27 protein-coding genes are annotated in these 23858 nt (G+C 60.5%); 16 read left to right on the forward strand and 11 right to left on the reverse strand.

All coding sequences use genetic code 11. The features are described 5' to 3' along the window. The first annotated feature begins 169 nt into the window (after window positions 1-169). From QP363_RS06045 to purH, 3 genes are read left to right on the forward strand one after another with little or no spacing between them, the layout of a single operon-like run. Window positions 170-1912 (forward strand): DUF6350 family protein, encoded by a 1743-nt coding sequence (locus QP363_RS06045; RefSeq protein ID WP_284763381.1) that lies wholly within the window; start codon window positions 170-172, stop codon window positions 1910-1912. A 41-nt stretch (window positions 1913-1953) separates the two neighbouring features. Next, the gene (gene purN, locus QP363_RS06050) at window positions 1954-2559 is read left to right on the forward strand and encodes a phosphoribosylglycinamide formyltransferase (protein ID WP_010187645.1); all 606 of its coding nucleotides are present in this window, start codon (window positions 1954-1956) and stop codon (window positions 2557-2559) included. A 39-nt stretch (window positions 2560-2598) separates the two neighbouring features. Beyond that, window positions 2599-4131 carry a bifunctional phosphoribosylaminoimidazolecarboxamide formyltransferase/IMP cyclohydrolase gene (gene purH, locus QP363_RS06055; protein ID WP_010187644.1) on the forward strand — a complete coding sequence of 511 codons (1533 nt, stop codon included), beginning with the start codon at window positions 2599-2601 and terminating at the stop codon, window positions 4129-4131. A gap of 225 nt (window positions 4132-4356) precedes the next feature. Here purH and QP363_RS06060 read toward each other — a convergent pair whose 3' ends face one another. Next, window positions 4357-5190 (reverse strand): hypothetical protein, encoded by an 834-nt coding sequence (locus QP363_RS06060; protein ID WP_284763385.1) that lies wholly within the window; start codon window positions 5188-5190, stop codon window positions 4357-4359. Window positions 5191-5461: 271 nt separating this feature from the next. Between QP363_RS06060 and QP363_RS06065 the strand changes: the two genes are divergently transcribed. Continuing rightward, window positions 5462-6385, forward strand: a complete 924-nt coding sequence (locus QP363_RS06065) for a hypothetical protein (protein ID WP_144657524.1) — start codon at window positions 5462-5464, stop codon at window positions 6383-6385. 32 nt (window positions 6386-6417) lie between these two features. Further along, window positions 6418-7344, forward strand: a complete 927-nt coding sequence (locus tag QP363_RS06070; protein WP_083308570.1) for a hypothetical protein — start codon at window positions 6418-6420, stop codon at window positions 7342-7344. A 23-nt stretch (window positions 7345-7367) separates the two neighbouring features. Here the strand turns inward: QP363_RS06070 and QP363_RS06075 are convergent, their stop codons facing one another. Next, on the reverse strand, window positions 7368-8036 hold the full coding sequence (locus QP363_RS06075; protein WP_070646108.1) for a hypothetical protein: 669 nt from the start codon (window positions 8034-8036) through the stop codon (window positions 7368-7370). 144 nt (window positions 8037-8180) lie between these two features. On the opposite strand from QP363_RS06075, the gene QP363_RS06080 reads away from it, so the two are divergent. Both QP363_RS06080 and QP363_RS06085 read left to right on the forward strand, forming a co-directional pair. After that, a complete protein-coding gene (locus tag QP363_RS06080) occupies window positions 8181-9503 on the forward strand; it encodes a serine/threonine-protein kinase (protein WP_284763390.1) in 1323 nt (440 codons plus the stop codon). 134 nt (window positions 9504-9637) lie between these two features. Continuing rightward, the gene (locus tag QP363_RS06085; RefSeq protein WP_284763392.1) at window positions 9638-10318 is read left to right on the forward strand and encodes a DNA-binding response regulator; all 681 of its coding nucleotides are present in this window, start codon (window positions 9638-9640) and stop codon (window positions 10316-10318) included. A gap of 17 nt (window positions 10319-10335) precedes the next feature. Here QP363_RS06085 and QP363_RS06090 read toward each other — a convergent pair whose 3' ends face one another. From QP363_RS06090 to rpmB, 6 genes are all read right to left on the reverse strand, one after another. Then, entirely contained in the window at window positions 10336-11052 is a 717-nt protein-coding gene (locus tag QP363_RS06090) for a TetR/AcrR family transcriptional regulator (RefSeq protein WP_284763395.1), read from the reverse strand. A gap of 88 nt (window positions 11053-11140) precedes the next feature. Then, window positions 11141-11935: a hypothetical protein gene (locus QP363_RS06095; protein ID WP_070447238.1), complete on the reverse strand. Its 795-nt coding sequence runs from the start codon at window positions 11933-11935 to the stop codon at window positions 11141-11143. Between the two features lie 240 nt (window positions 11936-12175). Further along, on the reverse strand, window positions 12176-12430 hold the full coding sequence (rpsR, locus tag QP363_RS06100; RefSeq protein ID WP_010187626.1) for a 30S ribosomal protein S18: 255 nt from the start codon (window positions 12428-12430) through the stop codon (window positions 12176-12178). Between the two features lie 15 nt (window positions 12431-12445). Continuing rightward, entirely contained in the window at window positions 12446-12751 is a 306-nt protein-coding gene (gene rpsN, locus QP363_RS06105; protein WP_010187625.1) for a 30S ribosomal protein S14, read from the reverse strand. A gap of 3 nt (window positions 12752-12754) precedes the next feature. Then, entirely contained in the window at window positions 12755-12919 is a 165-nt protein-coding gene (gene rpmG, locus QP363_RS06110) for a 50S ribosomal protein L33 (RefSeq protein WP_010187624.1), read from the reverse strand. A gap of 2 nt (window positions 12920-12921) precedes the next feature. Then, a complete protein-coding gene (gene rpmB, locus QP363_RS06115; RefSeq protein ID WP_010187623.1) occupies window positions 12922-13158 on the reverse strand; it encodes a 50S ribosomal protein L28 in 237 nt (78 codons plus the stop codon). A 538-nt stretch (window positions 13159-13696) separates the two neighbouring features. On the opposite strand from rpmB, the gene QP363_RS06120 reads away from it, so the two are divergent. The 7 genes from QP363_RS06120 to QP363_RS06150 all read left to right on the forward strand — a co-directional run bounded on the left by QP363_RS06120 (window position 13697) and on the right by QP363_RS06150 (window position 19265). After that, window positions 13697-13966, forward strand: coding sequence for a type B 50S ribosomal protein L31 (locus QP363_RS06120; protein ID WP_005530151.1), 270 nt, complete (start codon window positions 13697-13699; stop codon window positions 13964-13966). A 15-nt stretch (window positions 13967-13981) separates the two neighbouring features. Further along, window positions 13982-14155 (forward strand): 50S ribosomal protein L32, encoded by a 174-nt coding sequence (gene rpmF / locus QP363_RS06125; RefSeq protein ID WP_010187615.1) that lies wholly within the window; start codon window positions 13982-13984, stop codon window positions 14153-14155. Window positions 14156-14412: 257 nt separating this feature from the next. Continuing rightward, complete coding sequence (locus tag QP363_RS06130; protein WP_010187613.1) at window positions 14413-15111, forward strand: response regulator transcription factor; 699 nt, start codon at window positions 14413-14415, stop codon at window positions 15109-15111. A 158-nt stretch (window positions 15112-15269) separates the two neighbouring features. Beyond that, window positions 15270-16718 carry a HAMP domain-containing sensor histidine kinase gene (locus tag QP363_RS06135; RefSeq protein ID WP_246815767.1) on the forward strand — a complete coding sequence of 483 codons (1449 nt, stop codon included), beginning with the start codon at window positions 15270-15272 and terminating at the stop codon, window positions 16716-16718. Window positions 16719-16850: 132 nt separating this feature from the next. Next, window positions 16851-18296, forward strand: a complete 1446-nt coding sequence (locus QP363_RS06140; protein ID WP_070731063.1) for a S1C family serine protease — start codon at window positions 16851-16853, stop codon at window positions 18294-18296. A 109-nt stretch (window positions 18297-18405) separates the two neighbouring features. Continuing rightward, the gene (locus tag QP363_RS06145; protein WP_010187605.1) at window positions 18406-18999 is read left to right on the forward strand and encodes a molybdenum cofactor biosynthesis protein B; all 594 of its coding nucleotides are present in this window, start codon (window positions 18406-18408) and stop codon (window positions 18997-18999) included. Continuing rightward, window positions 18999-19265, forward strand: coding sequence for a hypothetical protein (locus QP363_RS06150; protein WP_070447232.1), 267 nt, complete (start codon window positions 18999-19001; stop codon window positions 19263-19265). Before QP363_RS06145 ends, QP363_RS06150 begins: the two co-directional genes overlap by 1 nt. Window positions 19266-19356: 91 nt before the next feature. On the opposite strand, the gene mscL is transcribed toward QP363_RS06150, so the two are convergent. From mscL to QP363_RS06165, 3 genes are all read right to left on the reverse strand, one after another. Continuing rightward, window positions 19357-19785 (reverse strand): large conductance mechanosensitive channel protein MscL, encoded by a 429-nt coding sequence (gene mscL, locus QP363_RS06155; protein ID WP_070447230.1) that lies wholly within the window; start codon window positions 19783-19785, stop codon window positions 19357-19359. Between the two features lie 380 nt (window positions 19786-20165). Beyond that, window positions 20166-20810, reverse strand: coding sequence for an SAF domain-containing protein (locus QP363_RS06160; RefSeq protein ID WP_070646122.1), 645 nt, complete (start codon window positions 20808-20810; stop codon window positions 20166-20168). A 91-nt stretch (window positions 20811-20901) separates the two neighbouring features. Continuing rightward, entirely contained in the window at window positions 20902-21468 is a 567-nt protein-coding gene (locus tag QP363_RS06165; protein WP_070447226.1) for a 5-formyltetrahydrofolate cyclo-ligase, read from the reverse strand. A gap of 70 nt (window positions 21469-21538) precedes the next feature. On the opposite strand from QP363_RS06165, the gene QP363_RS06170 reads away from it, so the two are divergent. Then, entirely contained in the window at window positions 21539-22468 is a 930-nt protein-coding gene (locus QP363_RS06170) for a UTP--glucose-1-phosphate uridylyltransferase (RefSeq protein WP_070447224.1), read from the forward strand. A gap of 88 nt (window positions 22469-22556) precedes the next feature. Beyond that, window positions 22557-23849, forward strand: a complete 1293-nt coding sequence (gene glp, locus QP363_RS06175) for a gephyrin-like molybdotransferase Glp (RefSeq protein WP_070731058.1) — start codon at window positions 22557-22559, stop codon at window positions 23847-23849. Window positions 23850-23858: the final 9 nt, after the last annotated feature.

Raw genomic sequence — 23858 nt, forward strand, 5'->3', positions numbered from 1 at the left:
TGAAGTGAATCCCTGGCGGTGCTTTCGATCTCCGGTAGCGATGTGCGCGTGGGTAGTTCTCATGGGCGGATGCAGCTAAGGATATAGCTGATAAAGAGTATCCGTTCGGGGGTGTGCGCGACCTTTTAAATCAGACCTCGTCGCGCCACCCCCGGTGGGGGAGGTGCCCGTGGCAAAGTGGACGCCGATGAATAAGAACACGAGTCCCCAGTCTAGGTCGTCTGCCCGTCCACGCGCGCACGTGCGTGGACGCGGTGATGGTGCTGAGCACTCTGAGCGCGGGCACCGGCGGGATCGCCGGGATCCTGCGCAGCGTATTAAAGGAATCGAGTCAGACAAGGCACGTGCCCGCCGCGCACAGGCCCCAACAACACTGCGCGGGCGCATCCGTCGCATGCTCATCGTCGTCGGTGTTCCGCACCTCGTTGTTGTCCTCGGCATCCTGGTGGTCGCCATCGCAGCACTTCTTCTCACCAGCTCCCCGTCGGCGTGGCTGAACACCATCGTCGGGGAGGCTTGGATGGTGTTCAACCTTGCGCCTATCCGCGCTGGTGGAATTGATGTGGGCTTCGTTCCAGCCCTACCTGCACTGCTCTTGGCCTGGTTGGTGGGTCGCCGTGTGCGCGCGGCGGTGAAGGATAGGGTGAGCATCAACGACCTGCTTGTCTTGAGCGCCTGCGTGCTGGTGGTGCCACTCGTCCTGACTTTCATTGCGTGGTTGATGTTGTGGGATGCCGGGAAAGTCTATGATGTTTCTCCTCCGGAGCTCTATCGCGTTCTTCCCCGCATGCTTCTGCTTCATGCGGTTGCCCTAATTGGTGGCATGGGGCCGCGCTTGTGGAAGGCCTTGGCCAAGCGCAGCGGCATTCCGCGCGTGTTCGTCGACGCCGCCCGCATCGGCCTGAGCTACCTCGGATACCTGGTTGCGGCTGGGCTCGTCCTCGTGGTGGTTCTGTGGGGATTCGGTTGGTCGCGCCAGGCCGAGATGCTTGCCAGCTATCCGGTGCTCAATGCGCTGGGAACAATCGGCCTGTTTCTAGTAAGCATTGTGTACCTGCCCAACGCCGCGGTGGCAGCCGGCGCAGTGCTGAGCGGCTCGGAGGTGCACATTGGTGAGGGAACCAGTGTGAGCCTCTTTAGCGGCCATGTAGTTCCGCTTCCTCCGCTACCTTTGGCCGCCGCGGTTCCGCCTTCCATTAGCCCTTGGTTCGCGGTGTTGTTGGTGGTCCCAGCAATCGCAGCCGTGGCGGCATTTGCTCGTCGCCGCGCCCTGGTGTCTTTCCAGGTCGTGCTCGTTGCAACCATCACGGTGGCAGTGACCGCCCTCGTGGCAATCTACGGTGTTTCCGGAACGTTGGGAGTGTATGGATACACAGGCCCTGAGGTCTGGACCGCAGTGGGCTTGAGCTCCCTGTGGTGCCTCGTCGTGGGATGTGCTTTTGCCGCCGCACAGGCAGTGACGGCGTGGCGTGCGCGCCGCGCCACCGCCCCGGTTACTGAGCCGGAAGCTTCGGCTGCAGCTGAGGACGTTGAGGAGGTCACTGAGGACTCCACCAGCGCCGCTCAGGAAGAGCACGAGCAGGAACAGGCAGCGCTTGACGACGACATCGGTGTCGATACCGACACCGATACCGACATAGACACCGACATAGACGCCGACACCGAGGACGAGGCTGATGTCGAGGCGAAGACTGACACGGAGGAAGCCGATCCCGAAGTAGAGGCTGACGCTGAGACGGAGGCTGTGCCTGAGGCTGATGTGAGTGATGCAGAAATCGTGGAAACGGGCGATGTTGACGTCGACACCCAAGCTGAAGTCGAGGACGAAGCAGTAGCGGATGAAGACGGCGATGCGGAGCGCGCTCCAGAAACAGAGGAGAGCGAAGAGCCTGAAGGTTCCGTTAAAGAGTGAAAATTCCCCGGTTCGCAGCGGTAGCGGCTAGGCTGTAGCGCGTGACTACACCGCATCAGCCCGCTGCTACTGCCCGCCTCAACGTCGTGGTTCTGGTTTCTGGAACCGGCTCTTTATTGCAGGCCATCTTGGATGGCCAGGATGAGCACTACAGCGTCGTGAAAGTCATCGCGGACGTGCCTTGCCAAGGCATTGAGCGCGCGCAGGCGGCGGGAATTGCCACCGAGGTCGTAGAGATGGGTGCTGACCGCACCGATTGGAATAAGCGTCTGGTTGCCGCAGTGGATACTGCGCAACCAGACGTTGTTGTTTCCGCAGGTTTTATGAAGATCCTGGGTAAGGATTTTCTGGATCGCTTCGAAGGTCGCACCATCAATACTCACCCTGCGCTCTTGCCTGCCTTCAAAGGCGCGCATGGCGTGCGCGATGCGCTGGCTTATGGCGCCAAAGTCACAGGCTCGACTGTCCATTTCGTTGATGCTGGTGTCGATACCGGCTCCATCATTGCCCAGGAACCCGTCCGGGTCCTGCCAGAGGATGATGAAGCCAGTTTGCACGAGCGCATCAAAGTGGTCGAAAGAGAACTTATCGTCGATGTTCTCCGCGCGATGCGCGTGGAGGGCGAGACGCTCAGCATTCAGCTCTAACTATCTCATTACCGCAAGGAAGGCTTAAGTCCCCGTACCATGAGCGAAGATCCTAAGAACATCAAGCGCGCGCTAATTAGCGTTTATGACAAGACCGGTCTGGAAGACCTTGCCCGGGCACTTGATAACGCTGGCGTGGAGATCGTTTCCACCGGTTCCACCGCGAAGAAGATCGCGGACTTGGGCATTGATGTCACGCCCGTCGAGAAGCTCACCGGCTTCCCGGAGTGCCTCGAAGGCCGCGTAAAGACCCTGCACCCGCGCGTGCATGCAGGAATCCTCGCGGATACCCGCAAGGAGGACCACCTGAAGCAATTGGAGGAGCTGGAGGTAGAGCCCTTCCAGCTCGTCGTAGTCAACCTGTACCCCTTCCGCGAGACTGTGGCTTCCGGCGCGGACTTTGATGGCTGCGTGGAGCAGATCGATATCGGTGGTCCATCCATGGTGCGCGCTGCCGCGAAGAATCATCCGTCCGTCGCAGTCGTCGTGGATCCAGCCCGCTACGGTGATGTGGCTGACGCTGTGGCCAACGGTGGCTTCACCTTGGAAGAGCGTCGCGGCCTCGCCCGCGATGCCTTCCTGCACACCGCTGATTACGACGCCGCGGTGTCCGCATGGTTCGTCGATCAGCTCAGCGACGGTGACGTGACCACTCCGCTGCGCTACGGCGAGAATTCCCACCAGTCCGCGACCGTGACCCGCATCGGTACCACTGGTTTGGCCAATGCGAAGCAGTTCAACGGCAAGGAGATGAGCTACAACAACTACCAGGATGCTGACGCCGCCTGGCGCGCTGCCTGGGATCATGAGCGCCCGTGCGTGGCCATCATCAAGCACGCCAACCCGTGCGGCATCGCGGTGTCTGAGGAGTCCATCGCGGCTGCCCACCGCGCAGCACACGCCTGCGATCCAATGTCTGCCTTCGGCGGAGTCATCGCGGTGAACCGCGAGGTCACCGTCGAGATGGCCGAGCAGGTCAAGGAGATCTTCACTGAGGTCATTGTGGCTCCGTCTTACGAGGAGGGCGCCATCGAAGTTCTCAAAGCCAAGAAGAACCTGCGCGTGCTGCAGGCAGAGCATGAAGCGCCCAAGGAGGAAGTTAAGTACATCTCCGGTGGCATGCTCACCCAAGAGCCGGATACCTACCAGGCAGAGGGCGATAACCCGGCCAATTGGACGCTGGCTGCGGGTGAGGCGTTGAACGAGTCCGACTTGGCGCAGCTCGAATTCGCTTGGCGTTCCGTGCGCGCGGTGAAGTCCAACGCCATCCTGCTGGCCAAGGACAACGCCACCGTGGGTGTCGGTATGGGCCAGGTCAACCGCGTCGATTCCGCCAAGCTCGCGGTGGAGCGTGCTAACACGCTGGCCGACGGCGCCAACCGCGCCGAAGGTTCCTTCGCTGCTTCCGATGCTTTCTTCCCGTTTGCCGATGGCCTGGAGGTTCTCCTTGAAGCCGGCGTGAAGGCCGTGGTGCAGCCAGGTGGTTCCATCCGCGATGAGGAAGTCATCGAGGCCGCTAAGAAGGCAGGGGTGACCATGTACTTCACGGGAACCCGCCACTTCTTCCACTAAATCCTGGATAGCCCGCTGCCGTAGGCAGCGCGCAGCCGTCTCTCTTCGCCGTTGCTGTTTCGCCGCGCGGGGAAGGAGGCGGCTTTCGTATATATGGCAGCTTTCCCTAGAGGGCAGTAACTGCCCTAAACGACGAAGTTATGCGCCGCCACTGCAGTCAGAGGCTATAACTTTGGCAACTAGGGCAGCTTTGGCGCTACCGCGCGAGGGGCCGTCGGGTGTGCGCTACTGCGCGTGGAGGGAAGCCGCCGCGAAGCCAGTGTTGTCCGCAGGATTGCCGTTGGCGTCCTTATACGTAAAAGTAAAGCGCAGGGCTTGGTGGTCTGCGATGTTGATGGGCATCTCGAGAGCCTCCTCTGCCGGGACCTCGAAGGAAGCCAGCTCAGCACCGTCAGCTCCGTTGACGGTAACGGTGGCGCTGGCAACATCAGTATTCTCCCGGTCATCGCTGAAACCAAAGACCGCGTTGAGTTGGCTATGGCTTTCGGCCAGCTGCACATCAGCGATGTTAGTGCTGCCGGAGCGCGAGACATAGGAATCCGGGAAGAAGGTGCGGGCAATGACCACGCCGTCAGCCTCCAGGTCAGTATCGATACGGCCGCTGGTGGCAAGAGGAGTTCCCGGAAGCGTAGCTGTTGAGGTCGGTTCGGAGGATGCAGCGGTGTGGCTTGAGCCGGACGACTCGCGTCCCCAGATAAACCATGCACCGACGCCGAGAATGACCGCGAGGATGACGAGCAGAGCAATCAGCGCGGCGATGGCACCGCTGAAACGACCTGTGCCCTTCGGCGGTTGTGGAGCGGTGTACGTGGTGGGTTGAGGTGGACTCGGCGGAGTTGGAGCGCTCCCGCCGAAAGGCTGTGAGCTGGGGCTAGCAGATTGCCCACCAAACGGCGGAGTGTTGCCGAACCCGCTCGGAGAACCGCCCGGGCCGGACTGGTGTGGGCCGTTAGCACCGCCGGGGGCGCCGGGGTGGCCAAACCCCGGAGCGGGTGAACCGAAGCCGGAGGAACCGGAATTGCGTGGCGGAGTGCCCGAAGGGCCGGTAGGAAACGTCATGGCTGGGAGAATAACAACCTTTCCGTGCACAGGGGAGATAGAGCTTTGAGATACCTCTAATAATCTAAACCCTCCACCGCTGTCCGCGCGGGCAGAGATGCAAACTCGTGGGAATACTCCCCATCAGAATCAGAAAAGTCGTGGAAACACGGCGTCGTGAATGAAGCACGATGCACGAACCTCACCGCAATCGTGGTAGCTGTGCAAAGATAAGAAAGATAGAAAACGCCTATACGGCATAACCAGAACGTCTAGATCTACGGAGGCTTCGGTGACTGACTCAGATCGCAACCATGGATTCGGCGCACAGTACCCGCAGGGAAATAGCGGCCAGCCGCAGCCTTCCCGTAAAGATACCCACCCGGAAACCGCGGACTTTGAAGCGCCGCCAACGCAACAGCGTCCCCTGCCGCCCCAGAGCTACCCGCAGAACACGGGAAACAATCAGAGTTATGCGCACTCCGGCGAGCGCAATTACTCGAACCCTTTTGCCGCCTCCGGTGCATCAGGCCAGTACGGCCAGCAACAGCAGTTCCAGACGCAGCACTTCGCGTCCCAGCAGGTGCCGCAGGACGGTAGCGGACAGTATGACCAGCAGCCAGCAGGGTACCCCGCTGGCTATTCTCAGGAGAGCAGCGGACGTGGCAGCTCCTCCAACTCCGGCAAGTTTGTGCTTATCGCCGTGCTGATCCTGGCGGTCGTCCTCGTTATGGCCGCGCTGGCCTACATTTTTTTCTTCAAACATGCCGACTCACATTCTCAAGCCGGCTCGCCCCTGACCACCGCGCAACTCACCGAGCAGAATGAGAGTGCACAGGAAGACGCAGAGAGCGCGGGGAGCGAGGAGAACTCTGAAGAAACGACAGAACAGACCACGACGACCTCGCAGTCTCACAAGCGCCCCGAGTACCCGGACTTGCCGGAGGGGGCGATTCCGGCGAACGACGCCGCGCGCAACAACGAACCGGGTGGCAACTTCAACAGTGTCTACCGTGGAACAGTGGTAACGACGGAATCCTTCGCCAACGTTGTGCGCGATGAGTACGTCAAGCACTACGTGGAAACCCACGAGTTTGATGCCACCATTAAGGCCTACAGCCCAGTCACCGAGATCACCTACACCATGGATTGTTCCGACAACGGTGAATTTGTCACCTGTACCGGCGGCAACAACGCGGTTGTGCTCATCCTCTAATGCTCAGGCGGTCAACAATGAAACAGGTAGCAATGCGACGTCACAGCCCCGCACAGCTGCGGCGCCGGATGGCAGTACTAGCAGCGCTGGTGGGGATTGCGGGGGCGTCGCTAAGCGCCTGCACCATTGGTGATGTCTCCACACCTGAGACCAGCACTCCGGCGAGCAGCCCACAGCCCACGCTGCCTGATTCCGGGGCAGAGGTATCTGATGGACCCGCCGCTGATTCAGCCCTCGACAAGGAACCAACCGTGATTAATGCTACCGACCTTCAGGAAGCTGTCGACGCCATCGCTGCAGACAACCCCGGTACCGGGATCGCGGTGGCCGGCTCAGGAACCGTCGCAGCGGCTGGCAACACCGGCCCGCTGCCTGCGTGGTCCACCGTGAAAGTCCCGTTGGCCATCGCCGCCGAACGCGCTGGGGTGGCGGATCCCGATACCGTATCCCGGGCGATCACCTATTCCGATAACGCCGCGGCCGATTCTCTCTGGGAGGCCCTCGGCGGGGGAGAACAAGCCGCACAAGCCACCCAGGCCATCATTGGCACAACTGAGGTCCCCGCTACGCCACCGCGCCCCGGTTTTAGCGCCTTCGGCCAAACACAGTGGTCGGTGTCTGAGCAAGCAGAATTCATCGCCGCGCTGGGGTGCCACGAAGGCGCGGATCCGATCCTTGCAGCCATGGGACAGCCGGATCCCGCGCAGAACTATGGTCTTCGGGCTTTAGAAGGCGCGGTGATGAAAGGCGGCTGGGGGCCGGCCGAGGACGGATCTTATGAAGCCCGCCAGATGGGATTAATCACGCTAGGCGGGCACACGGTGGCAGTGGCGATCTATGCCGCAGCGCCTTCCGGCGATTATGGCGAAGCACAGCAGATGCTGAGCCGCGTGGTCAAACAGCTGGCCACGGCAGAGGTCGAGTGGCCCGATGCGCGATGCCAGCAGGGCGCTGTTTAAGAAGCACGAGCGATGTAAAGGCGCTAGCGCGGCCAATAGTCCTCGAATTCGCCGGCCTCGCCGTCGATGTCATAGTCCGTGCCGCGAATGTTCAGCACGGAGCCGGTGTCTTTCCCGCTGGTTGGATCAAGAATCGTGGCGCTGAAGGAATCCCCTTCACCACGCGCCGGGCCAAAGGCAGCGCCGCTGGACCAAACACCGCGGTAAAAGAGGGAGTCCTGTTTCTCACAGACCACAATGTGGGAATCGGGATCGGTGCCATGGGCAGCGAAGATCATATCCTCCCCCTGTTGGCAGCGTGCCTCAGGATAATCGGACCAACCGGCGGCAGTGAGTCCCTCGGGGACGTCGGCAGCCCCGGCGCTCACTGAAGTTCCCGGAGCCTGCTCGCTCGGTGCTTCTGCCTCGTCCGTTTCTTCATCTTTCTGCGCAGCAGTCTCCTCCGGGGAGGCAGCCTCCTCCTGAGGGGCTGTCTGCTCCGAGTTTTCGCTGGTGCTGGACGTTTGTTGGCTGGTGGAGCGGGCGTCGTACCAGATAACGAGGCCTGCAATCACCAGCGCAATGAGAATTGCGATCGCGCAGATAATCGGAACGAGGTTGCGCTGCTCCGATTGAGGCTGCCGAGACTGGCCCGACACCGGTGTAGGGGGCTTATGCTCGTGATGGTTAGTGCCAAATCCTGGGGTCGTCATAGGGTCCTTGGAAAACGGTAGAGAACAACACGTAGCATAACCGGCCTGGCAACACCGGACGGAACCGCGCTTAAGTACCCTCCATTTGGGGGCGATGGGACATGGCAACATCATGCTGCCCAGTGCATATGGTCCAATGGGGCAGTGACTAATTCCTACTTCGTGCAATGGCTGACTCAGCAGAAGCGCTACACCAACGTGTACCTGCTGGGTGAAGGCGGCATGGGGCAGGTCTTTCATGCCACGGATCCGGACCTTTCCCGTGAGCTCGCCGTCAAGGTGCTGTTGGATGACGTCCGTGATGAAGCCTCCTGCGCCCGTTTCCACAATGAAATGAAGGCGCTCACGAAGATCGGTAGCCACCCAGGGGTAGTCCAGTTTTATTCCAAGGAGTCCACCCCGCGCGGCGATGACGTGATGGTCATGGCCTTCATCGACGGCAAAACCTTGGGGCATGCTATCCGTGAGCGGGCCCACCAGGGCCGGGGATTTAGCGTGGCGGAGGTTGTGTATTACCTCAAACCGATTGCCTCGGCGCTGGATTATATGCACCATGAGCTGCACCCTGGGTGGGTGCATCGGGACATCAAGCCCGCCAATATTCTATTGCGTAAGAACCCCGGCAGCTTGCCACCGGCTGTGCTGAGTGATTTCGGAATCAGCATTGAGGAGGGCCAGTCTCGGCTGACCAAAATCGGCCACATTGTGGGAACTGAGAAATACTTGGCCCCGGAAAATAACGGTAATGCTTATGGCGATGATGATATGTCGGCGCGCGCGGACGACTATTCCTTGGCCCTTATCGCCTTCGAGATGCTTACGCTGCATCATCTTAAGGACACGATGCCGCGCAGCGAGTGGGAAGGGCAGCGGCGCATCCCGGATCTGTCCAGTGATGCCTTCGCCGAATTCCTGGCAGGGGACACAAGCCGAGTTGTGTCGGAAGTACAGACCGTACTGAATAAGGCACTCAACAGCGTGCCCATGCAGCGCTATGCGCGGGCCCAGGACTTCATTGCCGCGCTTGGCGACGTCTCCCAGTCCCGCCCCGCCCAGCGTGTGGCGGCACCGGCGGCCGATGCTCCGCGTATAGCGCCCACGCCGCAGCCTTCGGCACAGCCGGAGCAACCGCGAAATGCCGGAAGAGCTGGGCAGCCGAGCCAGTTTGGCCGGCATCCTCAACCCTCCCAACGCTGGCCGGAACCTGCCGCTTCCTTCGGATCCGTGGAGCGGGCAAGGCCCACTGGTTTCGTCGCTCCTTCGAACCCGATGGCGTCCCCAGGGACTGTGTCACCTTCCACACCGGTTACGCCGGCGATGCCAGGGTCTACCGTCCAACGCGGTTCCACGCCGCAGCAAGCAAACAACAAGCCGCCTGCGAGGGATAATTCAAACGCTCTCATTATCACGGTGACCGTCGTTGTCATCATCCTCATCTTTGTGGTGACGTGGGCTATCGTGGCCTAGCGCTAGCGGGGTGGGGCAGTAACTTAGCGAGCGGAACTAAAGTGAGAGCCGCTACACTGAAAGACACTGTTTGAAGGCGCCTCGCCGGGATGGATGGCGATGTGCGCACGTTTCCCAGCCCTACGGAGGTGTCTATGAGCTCGCAGCAGCCACTCCCACCGCAGAACGCTCCTCAGGGGCCGCGGCTGCGCATTGATGATTTGATCGGTGGCGTGATGGTCATGTCCCCGGGCCAAGAAGTCATTGTCGGCCGCGCCGGTGACTTCCGGGTAGGCGAGGAGGACCTCAGCCTGCACCGCCAGCTTTTTCAGCTGTGGTTCGGCGGACAGGGCTGGATGATTTGCAACGTGGGCAGCCATATCCCACTGCGCATCGAGCTGCGCGGTGTCACGGGGTTTTCCCGCATCGATTTGGGCCCGCGTTCAGTAGCGGCTGTACCCCCGGGGCCATCGCGGATTACCTTTGAGACTCCCGAATGCCCCTATGAGCTGTATATAGACGTGGAAAACAGCAACTACTCGCGTCGCACAAAACGCGAGCAGGATGTCGATGAGGAGCGCACGCGCACCCGCCACGTTCCCAATGACGAACAAGAAGAGTTGCTGCGCCTGCTAGCCAGCTACCTCAAGAAGCCGGGCTCCACCGATGCTGATATCCCTTCGGTCCGCGAGATCGCCGAGGAGCTGGAGTGGACGGAAAAGAAGACGAATCACAAGATGGACCGCCTTGTGGACAGCCTCCGAGCAGACGGTGAAAAGGCGTATAAGCCTTATAAGACCTTCCTAGCGCACTATGCCATCCGGCACGGCCGCTAGGGCATCCGCTACGGCCGCTAGCGAGTCGACTTCTTCCGGTCGGCCGCGGCGGCGGCAGCGGAGGAAATAGAGTCGTTGCGGTTCTTGAGCAGATCTAAGGTGGTCGCTTCGGCGTCCTTAGACGGGGTGGCGCCGAGGACTGCGAGGGCGGCGTCGGCAAGCATGGCAGACTGCTCCGGTACGCGCTGCGAAGCATCAAATGGCGCGTTGCCATCGTTGGGGCGCATCTCGATGACGGAGAGCGCGATGTGGAAGGGCAGCTCGAGGCGCGGATCATCCTCGCCCACAATCCCCGCTGCGGCAGTGCGGAAGTGCTCTTTCAAGCGGTCACGCTGTTCGTGATACTCGCCGAATTCGGGGGAGTTGGCCACCGGCAGTTGATACAGACGGCCTACATTCCACGCTGAGGTCAATAGCAGGCGCGACTCTGCGGCCACAAGGGACCACAAGCGCTGTGCCGGTGCAGCGTCTGAGGCCGCGAGCTCATCCGCGAGTTCCAGCGAAGGCTCAATGGTGGAATTGAGCAGAGTGAGGAAGATATCCGTCTTCGAAGGAAAATGGTAGTACAGCGAGGCCTGACGGATACCGACGGCATCGGCAATCTGGTGCGTGGAGGTTGTCGCAAAGCCCTGGGTGGTGAAGAGCTCGGATGAAGCATCCAGGATCTCCTCGCGCGCGGTGTTTCCCCGGCGGCGCGGACTGTTCTTCCGTGGCCTGCCAACGCTCCCTGCCATGAGGCGGACTCCCTTCGATAAAATTCATGTAATAACTGACGGCAAGTCAGTAATCCTACACCCCGCCGTGAACGGCGATCGTTAACGCTTAGCTTTCACTACAGCTAACCACACTACCGTGCCTAGCCACGATGGATTCGATAGCAGCAGAGACAGTGCGGCACGCCGAACCGTAGGCGGTGCGGTCCAAAGGCGGCAAATCTGCCAGCATAACGCTGTGCTGATCGACGCCCTCGTACCACCGACCCAACTCGAGGGCGATGCCCGTGCCCCAAGCTAGGCTCAGCCCCTCCGCTTCGGCGGAGGTAAGAAGCTCACGCTCGACGCCAATGGCGAGGCGGTCTGGGGTGGGGCGGGGCGCGGGAGCTGCCCAACGGGCGATGGCAGACACCGGTGCGAGCAAGGAGAGACGAATGGACACGTCGGCAGAGCGGTCGGGGAGACCGTCGACGAGCTTCAGTGGTGCCGGCCGCTGAGACACTGCCTCGGCGTAGAGTTCCTCCTCGCCGCCCGCGCCTAGGGGAAGGCCGGCGTCCGCACGCGTCGATGCTAGGTCTTGCACCGCACCACAGGATAGACCGGCTTCAGTGATAATCTGCTCCAGCTGTTCGTCGGTGCCCAGCCACGTGATGGGGAGCGAGGGGAGAAGATCGCCGCGGGCAGCGGCGCCGGTGAGCCGCACAGGGCTCGCCAGACCGGGAGAGCGGACAATATCGGTCACCACGCGAGAAAACCAGGCAGCGAGCTCAACTCCATCTCCGCGGTGGGCTGTGGCGTTGCGCAGCAGGTCCTGTGCCTCCTCTAGCAGGCCACGGGCATGGGCAGGGGAGTGGCAATGGGTGGCGAGTTCACTGAGATCGGTGAGGGATTCGTGCAGTGGCATAAGGTCCTTGTTTCCCTTTCCATCAGGGGCGTTCTAGCCCTTCAATCTATCACTCTGCACGCGCGCGTTGAACATGACAGGGTGGATACGGGCGCACAAGGTTGCTGGTTGGAAAATAAAAGCCGCCGCCTACTTTCCCCTTTCAGTAGGGGAGGTAGGCGGCGGCTAAAAGCTCTTTTGTCCTGTCCTAGTGTGTCACGAGTACAGCGGCAAAAGTGCGCTGTTGAAACCAGCTAGTGTTTAGCGGGACGTGAACGGCAGGAGAGCCATTTCGCGTGCGTTCTTGACGGCAGTAGCAACCTGACGCTGCTGCTGCGGGGTCAGACCGGTGACGCGACGGGAGCGGATCTTGCCGCGGTCGGAGATGAACAGACGCAGGGTCTTGATCTCCTTGTAGTCAACCTTCTCAATGCCTTCGGCCTTGAGCGGGTTCTTCTTCGGGCGGCGGGTCTGCTCCATACGGAACTTCTTGTGATTATTACGCTTGACAGCCATTGTATGGGTACCCCTTTACCAGCTGGACTTGCGAACGCCCGGCAGCTCACCACGGTGAGCCATGCCGCGCATACGGACACGGGACAGACCGAACTTGCGGAGGTAACCGCGCGGACGTCCATCAGCGGAGTCGCGGTTACGGACGCGGACGCGGGCGGCGTCGCGCGGCTGACGGTTCAGCTCGAACTGCGCCTCGAGGCGCTCTTCGTCCGGGGTGTTCGGGTTCTTGATGATTGCCTTGAGCTCAGCGCGACGCTCCGCGTAGCGGGCGACGATTTCCTTGCGCTGCTCGTTCTTGGCGATCTTTGACTTCTTAGCCATAAATTATCGCTCCTCGCGGAATTCGACGTGCTTGCGGACGATCGGATCGAACTTCTTCAAGGTGATGCGATCCGGGTTGTTGCGCTTGTTCTTACGGGTCACGTAGGTGTAGCCGGTGCCCGCAGTGGACTTCAGTTTGATGATTGGACGGATGTCATTACGTGCCATCTTTAGATCTTCTCCCCACGTGCGCGAATCTTAGCCACGACGGACTCGATGCCATCGCGGTCGATGATCTTCATGCCCTTGGTGGAAACGGTCAGGGTGATGGTACGGCCCTCAGAGGGCAGGTAGTACCGACGACGCTGCACGTTGGGGTTCCAACGGCGCGAGGTGCGGCGGTGCGAGTGCGAGACCTGCTTGCCGAATTCCGGCTTGCGGCCCGTTACCTGGCAAATAGCCGACATGGGTCTTCTTTCTCCTAGCCGCCCACATCGAAAGCGACTAACGGAGTGCCTATTCCGCGGTGAGGCGCGGCGCTCGAAAAGTGAGGTTGAGTAGGAGGCATATATCCGTTGAACACCAGTTGATGAGGGCGTAAAACGATTACTTTGACAACAGCAAGGGGAAATCTTACATGCCACGGACTGTAGAACCTAATCACCGTTGAATTATCGTCGGGCTTTGGCGCTTGTTATTTGTGTCTCGCCCACGGCTCTCCCGTGGTGAAGCTGCAGGCGGGGGCGTTGGAGGCGGGTTTCCGCGCCTAACTCTGTGGGCTGCGTCCTGCGGCGATTTCGATTTTAATGCCGCTGGCCTGTAGGATATTTCGAGTTGTCGGCGCGAGCCGCACAATTTTGTAAGTATAGAGACCCAACTCGGGCACGATCCTTTCACGCTCCCACAAGCCATCGAGCGCCGTCATCGCGGCGATGCTCGGTGGTATGAAAAGTGAAGCGTCGCGGAAGGAACCGACCCGTAGTTCAACCCTGAGGGAATCGACATATGAAGAAAGATATCCACCCGGATTACCACCCGGTGGTCTTTAAGGACGCCGGTACCGGCCACTCCTTCCTGACCAAGTCCACCGCTACCTCCGATCGCACCGTTGAGTGGGAAGACGGCAACGAGTACCCGCTCATCGTCGTTGACGTGACCGCTGAGTCCCACCCGTTCTGGACTGGTGCGCAGCGCGTTATGGATACCGCTGGCCGTGTTGAGAAGTTCAACCAGCGCTTCGGTGCAATGGCTCGCCGCAAGAAGAAGAACGCGTAAGGAGGATAGAAGAAGATGGCAACTCCTAAGTTTAAGAAGTCCCGCGCGAACACTCACTCTCGCCGTTCCCAGTGGAAGGCTGACAATGTCGCCCTCCAGGAAGTCACCATCGACGGCCAGACCGTGCGCATTCCGCGCCGCCTGGTTAAGGCTGCCAAGCTCGGCCTGGTAGACGTCGAGCAGTTCTAAGGTCTGAAGCGCTTTCAGCGTTGAGGTCTTAGGGCCATGACTGTTACCCCGCGAATCCACAAAGAAAAGTGGATTTGCGGGGATTTTTGTTATGCCTGAAAATTTTTGTTTTTGTTGTCGTGTCCACTGTTTATGTAGCTTGGAACAATTGTTTAGCACACGTATAAACTATTGCGGTGCTTAAGGGGTGGCTTTTAGGGGGCGACAGGCTGGGTTCTACTTCGTGAATAGGGCCCCGATAGGACATAATTGAGATTATGAAAATTCTTGTCGTCGATGACGAGCAGGCTGTACGCGAATCGCTCCGCCGCTCTCTGAAGTTTAATGGCTACGAGGTCATATTGGCCGCTGATGGCGTACAGGCTGTCGAGATGGTGCACAGTGAGCACCCAGAGCTTCTCATCCTCGATGTGATGATGCCGAACATGGATGGTCTGGAGGTCTGCCGCACCCTGCGCAGCGAAGGTTGGGACCGCCCCATTCTGGTATTGACGGCTCGCGACGGAGTGTCGGACCGCGTTGCGGGTCTTGACGCGGGCGCTGATGACTATCTTCCCAAGCCCTTCGCGCTGGAGGAGTTGCTAGCTCGCGTGCGTTCCTTGGTCCGCCGTGCCGCTGCGGAGTCGATTGCTAAGAAGCAGCCAGTTGAAACTCAGTTGAGCTTTGAGGACCTCAAGCTCGATGCCGATACGCGTGAGGTGACTCGGGGCGAGCGTCAGATTTCTTTGACCCGCACTGAGTTTGCCCTGCTGCGCCTGCTCATGGAGAACCCCCGCAAGGTACTCTCCCGCAATACCATCTTGGAAGAGGTATGGGGCTATGATTTCCCGACCTCCGGAAACGCTCTTGAGGTCTACATCGGTTACCTCCGAAAGAAGACTGAAGAAAGTGGCGAGCCGCGTCTTATTCACACCGTGCGTGGCGTTGGCTACGTCATGAGGGAGGCTATCGCGTGATTCTGCGGAGGCCCGCGCCCGACGCGGTGCCTTCTGAAGCCCTAGATACCACTGCGTGGTTGGGTCTCTCAGGCCGTCGTGGCTGGGCTTCGCGGGCGCCGCTTCGGTGGCGCCTTTCTCTTGTTACCGGTGTCGTTGTCGCCGTTGCGGTAGCCGTAATGACTTTTTTAACCTACTGGTTGGTTGCAGCGTCGATGACGGCGAGCGTCGATAAGCAGATCATGCAACAAGCGGATGTGCTGATGCGGCAAGCTCAGGACCCAGCCTTTGTAGAGAATATCGATCAAGAAATCGCGACATTTAAGCTCTATAACCCCTCGACTCGGGTCTCTATCTCTCCGCCTGCGGTTGCGTTTTCCTACGGTGATGCATTGCCCGTGGGTGGTGATTTTAAGTCGGATGGGGACAGTGTGGAAAGCTCCATCCGTACCTTGGGCGGTGAGCGGGTACTGGCCAAGTACCAAGAAGGCGGTGCGACGGTAGTCCTAGCTAAGGACTTGGGGTCTACCGAAGACCTCGTCTCCGCAGTAGGCTCGGCTTTGCTTATCATCGTGGCCTTTGGCGTTTTGCTGTCCGTCTTTGCGGGCATGGTGGTGTCCAAGACAGGCATGGAGCCCATTGCTCGGCTGAAACGTGCAGTCGATTATGTGACGCAAACCAATGATCTGCGCCCGATTGCGGTCGAGAGCAACGATGAGATGTCGCAGCTGACGGTGTCCTTCAACCGAATGCTGTCCGCACTCCAACACGCGCGCGTGCAACAATCGCAATTCGTGGCCGATGCCGGCCATGAGCTCAAAACGCCGCTGACGTCCATGCGGACCAACATTGAGCTCCTCATGATGCTGAATAAATCCGGTGGCGGTTTCGGTATCAGTGAGGAAGACCGGCGCGATTTGGAAGAGGACGTGATGGCGCAGATGTCCGAGCTGTCGACTTTGATTGGTGACCTCGTGGATTTGGCGCGTGAGGATGCCACCGAAAAGGAACCCGAGCCGGTGGAGCTGCATGAAGTTTTGGAGCATTCCCTCAACCGAGCTAAGCGCCGCCGCCCAGACGTCGACTTCCGTGTGCGGTTTATCCCCTGGGTCCTAGACGGGGATCCCTTTGCTTTGGGCCGAGCCACGCTCAATCTCATGGACAATGCCGCGAAGTGGTCTCCGGCTACGGGCACCGTCCGCGTATCGATGCAGCAAGTAGCCCAGGATAAGGTGCGCCTGCGCGTGGATGACTCGGGCCCCGGTATTGCCCCAGAGGAACGCGACAAGGTCTTTGAGCGTTTCTACCGTTCCGCGGAAGCCCGAGCGATGCCGGGATCTGGGTTGGGGTTGGCCATCGTGAAATCCGTGATTGAGCGGCACAACGGAGCCATCACCATCAAGGAATCTGCAGATGGAGGAACGCGCATGGAAGTCATCCTGCCAGGACATCCTACCGAGGGCGATGCCATGGTGGACGGCCTGGAAGAGCAGCCGAACGAGTTTCAGTTAGATTCGACCGCTGCACAACAAGCGACGGGACAGGCGCAGGAGACTTCCGGAGAATACTCGGAGAACCACAATGACCGCGGCCGAATCTTTGCCGAGCGGTGGTTCAATCAAGGTTGACGTGCCGTGGATCGCCCCAGTTCAGAGCACACAGGAAACGTCCAGGCTTTCCTAGCACACTGGCAGAGCAGAGACAGATGCGCACCAGCTTGAAAGAGCACACTACCTGATATGAATATGAGGAATTCGAACATGGATAGTCCCATGGATAACCCGCTGAACTCTGATGGACGGGGGCAGGCGCAACAGCGCGGCGAGGCATCTTCGGCGGGAAGCGAATCGAATGGTTGGAATCAACCGCGCACCAACTCGTGGGAGTCTGGCGGGCAGGCCCCTTATGGGGGCCAGCAGGGGCAGGGGAACCGACCTTTGTTTGGTGCTCAGCCCTCCCAGGTTCCCTACGGCGCGCAAGCGCCTTATGGCGGAGCGGGCTACGGCTTCGGCCAACCCAATCAGAGCAGCCAGCAGTTGCAGAATCCGACGCAGCCTTATGCAGGACAACAAGGTGCGGGCGTGCACGGCGTGCAGCCGGGCCGCGATCAGAAGAATAAGCGCAAAGTAGGTCTGGGCACTGCGCTGGCAATGATGCTCGTCGCAGCCGTCGCTGCTGGCGGTGTCACCGGTGCGGTGGTCGGCGCGGCGGGCAAGGACAAGTCTTCCACTTCGACCGTCAACGAAGTATTGGAACGTCAGCCAGTGGCAAATAGCACCGGCCAAGAGCCGGCTGATGGCTCTGTGGAAGAAGTAGCGTCGAAGGTTCTCCCGGCAGTGGTCTCCATTTACTCCATAACCCGCTCGGGTGGTGCTGAGGGCTCCGGATCCATCATTTCCCCGGATGGCTATGTGCTGACCAACCATCACGTGGTTGCCGGTGCGGACCAAGGAGGGCGCCTAGAGGTGACAATGAATGACGGCTCGCGTCATAGCGCTACATTTGTTGCGTCGGATGCGACGACGGATGTTGGCGTCATCAAGATTGATGATGCCAATGACCTGCCCTACCTTCAGTTTGGGGATTCGGACGCTGCTGCAGTGGGGCAAGAAGTAGTCGCAGTTGGTTCCCCGCTGGGGCTCAACGCAACGGTAACGTCGGGAATTGTGTCAGCCAAGAACCGCCCTGTTCGTGCCTCGCAGGAAGGCGGGGAGTCCTCGCTGATCGACGCTATTCAGACCGACGCAGCCGTAAACCCCGGTAACTCCGGTGGCCCCTTGGTGGACATGGAGGGCAACATCATTGGCATGAACTCGATGATTGCCTCGCTGTCGAGGGGCTCGAGTTCCGAAGGCGGTTCCATTGGTTTGGGATTTGCAATTCCTTCGAACTTTGCCAAGCGCATGGCCGATGAGCTCATCAATAACGGCAGGGTCAAGCACCCCACCTTGGGCGTTAAGGTTCGCGCGCAGAGCGAGACCCAAGGCGCAGAAATCGTCGACGTGGAACCTGATAGCCCGGCTGATAAGGCAGGGCTGAAGTCCGGTGACGTGGTCACCCGCGTTAATGAGCGCCTCATTGAAAGCTCTGATGCCCTGATCGCGGCAACCCGTTCCCAAGAGTTTGGTGCAACCGTCACTCTCGAGGTGAAGAGTCGCGACAGCGAAGATGCGAGAAAGGTAGAGGTAACGCTGGCAAGCGAGTAAGTTTACAAATACTTGGGCGGTGCGCCAGCACCGCGTGAACCTCGCACCCTGACACCTTTTCAAGAAACTACTTCCGGAAGATTCCGTCCCACCTTTAAGGAGAACCTCCGTGGCAGACAACACCGACGCAACCGAGCTGTTGGGGCGCGATGCCTCACGCGAACTCGATGATGTTACCGAACCCGATGACGCCTTCCTCATTGCCAGCGAACAAGAGCAAAGCGTTCAAGCGCCGCGCCGCGCGCTCGTTGTGATCGTCACCGATCACCCGGATGAAGCGGCCCAGGACACATCGCGCTTGGCCGGTGAATTGCTGGCTGAAGCCGAGTTCACCGTTGACGGTGCAGTGATCGTCCGCTCGAAGAAGTCCAAGATCCGGCAGGCTATCGAAACCGGCGTGGTCGGGGGAGTAGACCTGGTGCTCACGATTGGCGGCACGGGAGTCGGCCCGCGTGATAAGACCCCGGAGGCAACCCGCGCGGTGTTGGACCAAATGGTTCCGGGCGTGGCGCAAGCGTTGCGCTCTTCCGGCCAGGCTTGTGGCGCGGTGGATGCGTGCACCTCCCGCGGCATTTCGGGCGTGTCTGGGTCAACGGTCATCGTCAACGTCGCTTCTTCCCGCGCGGCGGTGCGCGATGGCATGGCCACTTTGACGCCGTTGGTGCATCACCTCGTTGATCAGCTGCAGAAATCCAGCGTCTAATGGCCGAGCCCACACCGCGTACCCCGCGGGCGCGCCGTCGCGTGAAACGTCCGTCGACCGCCAAGAATTACGACCGCAGCTTCGATGTCCCTCACGGGCCAATGTCTGGGGCCGCTGGCTCTTCTTCCGCCGCAGGGGCCGATGAGCTGCGCACCGTGAGCTTTGATATGGACGCAGGCGGCCCCGGTGGTGACAACGAGGACGAGGTCACGGGGGAGGCCTTCTACCGCGAGAACATGCCGCCGCATTTTGGCACCACACAGTAGTGCGTGAGCAGCGTGTGAAGGCAAAAGAAAATCCCGCAGAACTCCGGCGAAATGCCGGGTCTGCGGGATTTTTAGGCTTGGGGCTTCTGGCTTAGATGTTGGAGCCAGGCTTGTTGGTGGTCGTGCCACCGTTTTCAGCAGCGAGCAGGTCGCGGATCTCGCCGAGTAGCTGCTCGGTGGTCGGAGCCGGCTCCTCCGGGTCAACGCCCTGGCGGCGCTTTGCGTGCTCGGTGACGGCGTTGATCGGAGCAACGATGACGAAGTAGATGACAGCGGCAACGATGAGGAAGTTGATAAGGGCGGTGATGACTGCACCGAAGTCCAGGAAGGTCTCCGGGTTATCGGTAATTGCGAAGCCCAAGCCACCAAAGTCTGGGGAGCCGAGGGAGTTAATCAGCGGCTGGATGATGTGATCGGTGATGGAGGTAACGATCGCGGTGAAGGCGGCACCGATGATGACTGCTACGGCCAACTCGATGACGTTGCCGCGCAGGATGAAATCTTTAAAGCCCTTGAGCATGGTGGTGGTTGTCCTATCTACGGGGGGGGTAGGTGCTTCTTGTGTCTTAAGCGTCTGCTTTGCGTAGTCCGCACTGTGTGCAGGCGCGCTGTTCAGAGAAGTCGGAGAAAAGCAGGCATAGAGCAATAATGCTCTCTAAGAGAGGCTCTAGATGCGCAGGGACTCCAACGGAAGACGAAGCATGTGGAAATACTGGAATAGCGAAAGCCACTTCTGTGCGCCATCCTGCAGGTGGTGCCGCGGGGGTCGCGCGGCAGTCACGAGACTGCAAGAGCATAAAGCGCCCGAGTGGATGTGCCTATAGTAGGCAGAGTTTTCATGTCGTGGCAACATCTTGTGGAGGTTTACCAGTGCAAACGCGATGATCTTCACAACATGGCTTAACTGTGGGCGCGGTCGCCCACAATGACAACCGTGAGCGGTTGTGTAAGAGAAGCGGCCGCGACGGCTTCGGCTGCCTCAGCAGGAAGGGCGACGAGGAGTGTGTGCGTGCGCGCATCTTCTTCGTCAGTGCCCACCGATACGACGCGTGCGCCCCGTGCAATTGTCGAGCCACGAGTGGGAGCAGAAATGTCGTCGCTGTCGTCGACCGTGCTGACGATATTGACTGTATCGCCGTGATGGAGGTTCCGGGAAATTTCTGGCTCAGCCAGGGTAAGCGGGATGAGGTGGCCGTCCTCCATCCCGAAATCCGCGATGAGATCAGAGCTGAGAAGGCGGGTGCTGGTGAGGATTTCACCGGCGCTAGCCGCTGCCACCAGAACACGCCCTACTGCATCTTCCGGGTTGCTCCCCAACGCCGTGGCGGGCAGAGCGGAGGAGGGGACGCGCGCCACGGAGACATCGCTTAGCGCCAGCGTCTCGCCAGCGGCGACGTCCCGGGCCATGACCACGACGCGGGGCTGCTCGCGGGTAGAGGCGAGGGCACTCGCCGCCGCGGCAAGGAGCAAGACTGTGGCTGCTATGCGGCGAAGGATAACGCTACGTTGATGCCCCGGAGTGCGCAGAACGTGAAGAAAACCCATGCCTTTTTAGACTGCACGCGGCGCCGTATGGTTCCCGAAAAATCGATGGAAAGCGCACAAGCCAACGAAGCGTGCGAGACAAGGGTGCTGGCTACAGCCAGCGCATTCCGCGCTCGGTGAGGATGCCATCGACTGGCCGGTCGTGCTCCTCGAAAGGAACCTCGCGGACCTCGGTGGAGTGAACTAGCGCGACGACGGGCGGGTGCCCAGTGGGTAGCGGGGTGAGCGCGCGGTCGTAGTAGCCGGCGCCTTTTCCGAGGCGCATGCCTGACTCGCTCACCGCCATCGCGGGCGCCAAGATGAGGTCGAGGTGCGCCAAGATATCGCTACTGTGGCGCTGCCCGACGGGCTCTGCAATCCCTAATGCCCCCGGGCACATGGCCTCCGGCCCGCCATACAGCGTCCATAAAAGCTCACCGTCTTTGCCGGAAATGGGCAGGTAAACCTCCTTGCAGAGTGTTGCCACAGTCTCTACGAAGTTGGGCCCGCCGGGCTCTGTGCCCAGTGGGTGGTAGGCGGCAACTCGCATCGCGGGAGTGAGCAACTCACCCACGCCGGTGCACCACGCGGCATTGTCATCAGCGCGCTGCTCGGCGCTGCGCTCGCGCCGGGCGTTAAGGAGTAAGGATCTTAAGGCGTCCTTGTGGGAGGTCGTCATGGGCTTTAATCATAGCGGGATGGCGTAGCGCAGCATGGGGGCGCGGGGGCTGCATTGTAAAGTGGAAATTATGGCTATTGCACACGAGGATTCCCATACCGGGATCACTACGGTCGTTGTCCCCGCTGCTGGCATGGGCACTCGCTTTTTGCCCGCCACCAAGACCGTGCCGAAGGAGCTGCTCCCCGTCGTTGATACGCCGGGCATTGAACTCATCGCGGAAGAGGCCGCGTCCGTGGGCGCCCAGCGCCTTGCGGTGATTACCGCGCCGAACAAACAGGAAGTGATGCGGCACTTCGAGGAGTTCCCCGATCTCGTCGAGACCCTCGACGCCCGCGGCAAAGATGAGCAGGTAGCCAAGGTCAAGCGCGCTGCTCAGTTGATCCACCCGATTTCCGTGGAACAGGAAAAGCCGCTGGGCCTGGGCCACGCGGTGGGCTTGGCGGAATCTGTGCTGGAGGATGACGAAGAATTCTTCGCCGTCATGCTCCCGGATGACATTGTCCTGCCGGCCACCGTCATGGGGGAGATGGCCCGCGTTCGTGCAGCGCTGGGTGGTAGCGTGCTGTGCGCCTTCGAGGTGTCGCGCGAAGAGACCTATAACTACGGCGTCTTCGACGTCGAGGACACGAACGCGCCGGGAGTGAAGAAGGTCGTGGGCATGGTGGAAAAACCGGACCCGGCTGATGCGCCCTCGAATCTCGTGGCTACTGGGCGCTACCTGCTCGATAGGAAGATTTTTGATGCCCTTCGCCGTATCGAGCCAGGTAAGGGTGGGGAACTGCAGCTGACTGACGCCATCGAGCTCCTTATTAAGGAGGGGCACCCCGTTCACGTCGTAGTCCACCAGGGTAAGCGCCACGACTTGGGCAACCCGGGCGGCTACATCCCGGCCAACGTTGACTTTGGTCTGCGTGATGAGAAGTACGGTCCTGCGCTCTACAAGGCAATCAAGAAGATTGTGGAGGACTACGAAGAAGAAAAGGGGTTGAAGGGCTAAGCCTTCATACGTCCAGCGCGCTAAGCTCTACTCCAGTAACTTCCATCCCTTTAGGCCCCACATACCCCAGAGTAAAGGCAGGCGGTACATGCGTTCGGTCGATGACCAGATGGCGTTCATTCTTGATGCAGCGATGACACCTGAACCGGTACGCATCGCCATCGCGAATGCCCTAGGTCTCAAGTGTGCGGAGGAGGTGCAGGCAAACCAGCCGCTTCCGGGCTTTCCGCAAGCAGCCATTGATGGCTACGCCGTGCGTGCCGTAGACGTCGGGGGAGAAAAAGCCCTCAAAGCGCGCTCGCGCCACGACTCCGAGGACGCGGATGCTCCCGTCACGGAGACGGAGGTTGAACGTTCTCTGCCTGTAGTGGGGGAGGTTCCCGCAGGTTCGCGCCAGCCTTTGCGTTTGCAGCCCAAGCAAGCGGTGCGCGTCTACACGGGTGCGCCGTTGCCGACGCTTGCCGACGCCGTCCTTCCCCTCGAATGGACGGACCGCGGCCGTAAGCGCGTGACCTCCCACCGCCCGGTACGCTCGGGCGACTTCGTGCGCCGCGTGGGCGATGACATTCAGCCCGGGGATGTTGCCGTGTCTTCCGGAACCATCCTGGGCCCAGCACAGATTGGCTTGCTCGCGGCTGTGGGGCGCTCAAAGGTCTTGGCGTATCCGCGTCCACGCGTGACCATCGTGTCCTATGGCAAGGAGCTTGTCGACGTCGACCGCGAACCCGGCCTGGGTCAAGTCTTCGACGTGAACTCTTATTCGCTTGCAGCAGCCGCGAAGGAAGCCGGAGCGGATGTGCATCGCGTCGGCATTGCCGCCGGTGAGCCGCGCCGCGTGCGCGAGGCCTTGGAAACCTACCTGGCGCGCAGCGAGGTACTGGTGATCTCCGGCGCCGTGGGCGGTGCGGGTTCGGAAGAAATCCGCGAGGTCCTCGATGAGTTGGGAGACGTGGATACCTCACGCGTAGCCATGCACCCAGGCTCGGTCCAGGGCTTCGGGTTGTTGGGTGAGGAGCGCATCCCGACCTTCCTGTTGCCCTCGAACCCGGTATCCGCGCTGGTGATCTTCGAGGTCTTTGTGCGCCCGCTGATCCGGCTCTCCCTGGGCAAGCGCAGCGGCCAACGCCGCATGGTGCGCGCACGCGTGCTTAATCACATGGAATCCCGCCCGGGGCGCCGCGGCTATATTCGTGCCCGGCTCATGCGAGATGCAGACACCTCCGACTACCTGGTGGAAGGACTGGGCGGCGCGGCTGGCGCGCCGGCGCATTTGCTGGCTGGACTATCCGAGGCCAACGCGATGATCCGTATCCCGGAGGAAGTTACAGAGATCCGCCCCGGGGACGTGGTGGACGTCCTGTTCCTGACCCAACGCGCCTAGCTGGTCACC

The sequence above is a fragment of the Corynebacterium sp. UMB6689 genome, from assembly GCF_030215295.1.
Lineage (GTDB): Bacteria > Actinomycetota > Actinomycetes > Mycobacteriales > Mycobacteriaceae > Corynebacterium > Corynebacterium aurimucosum.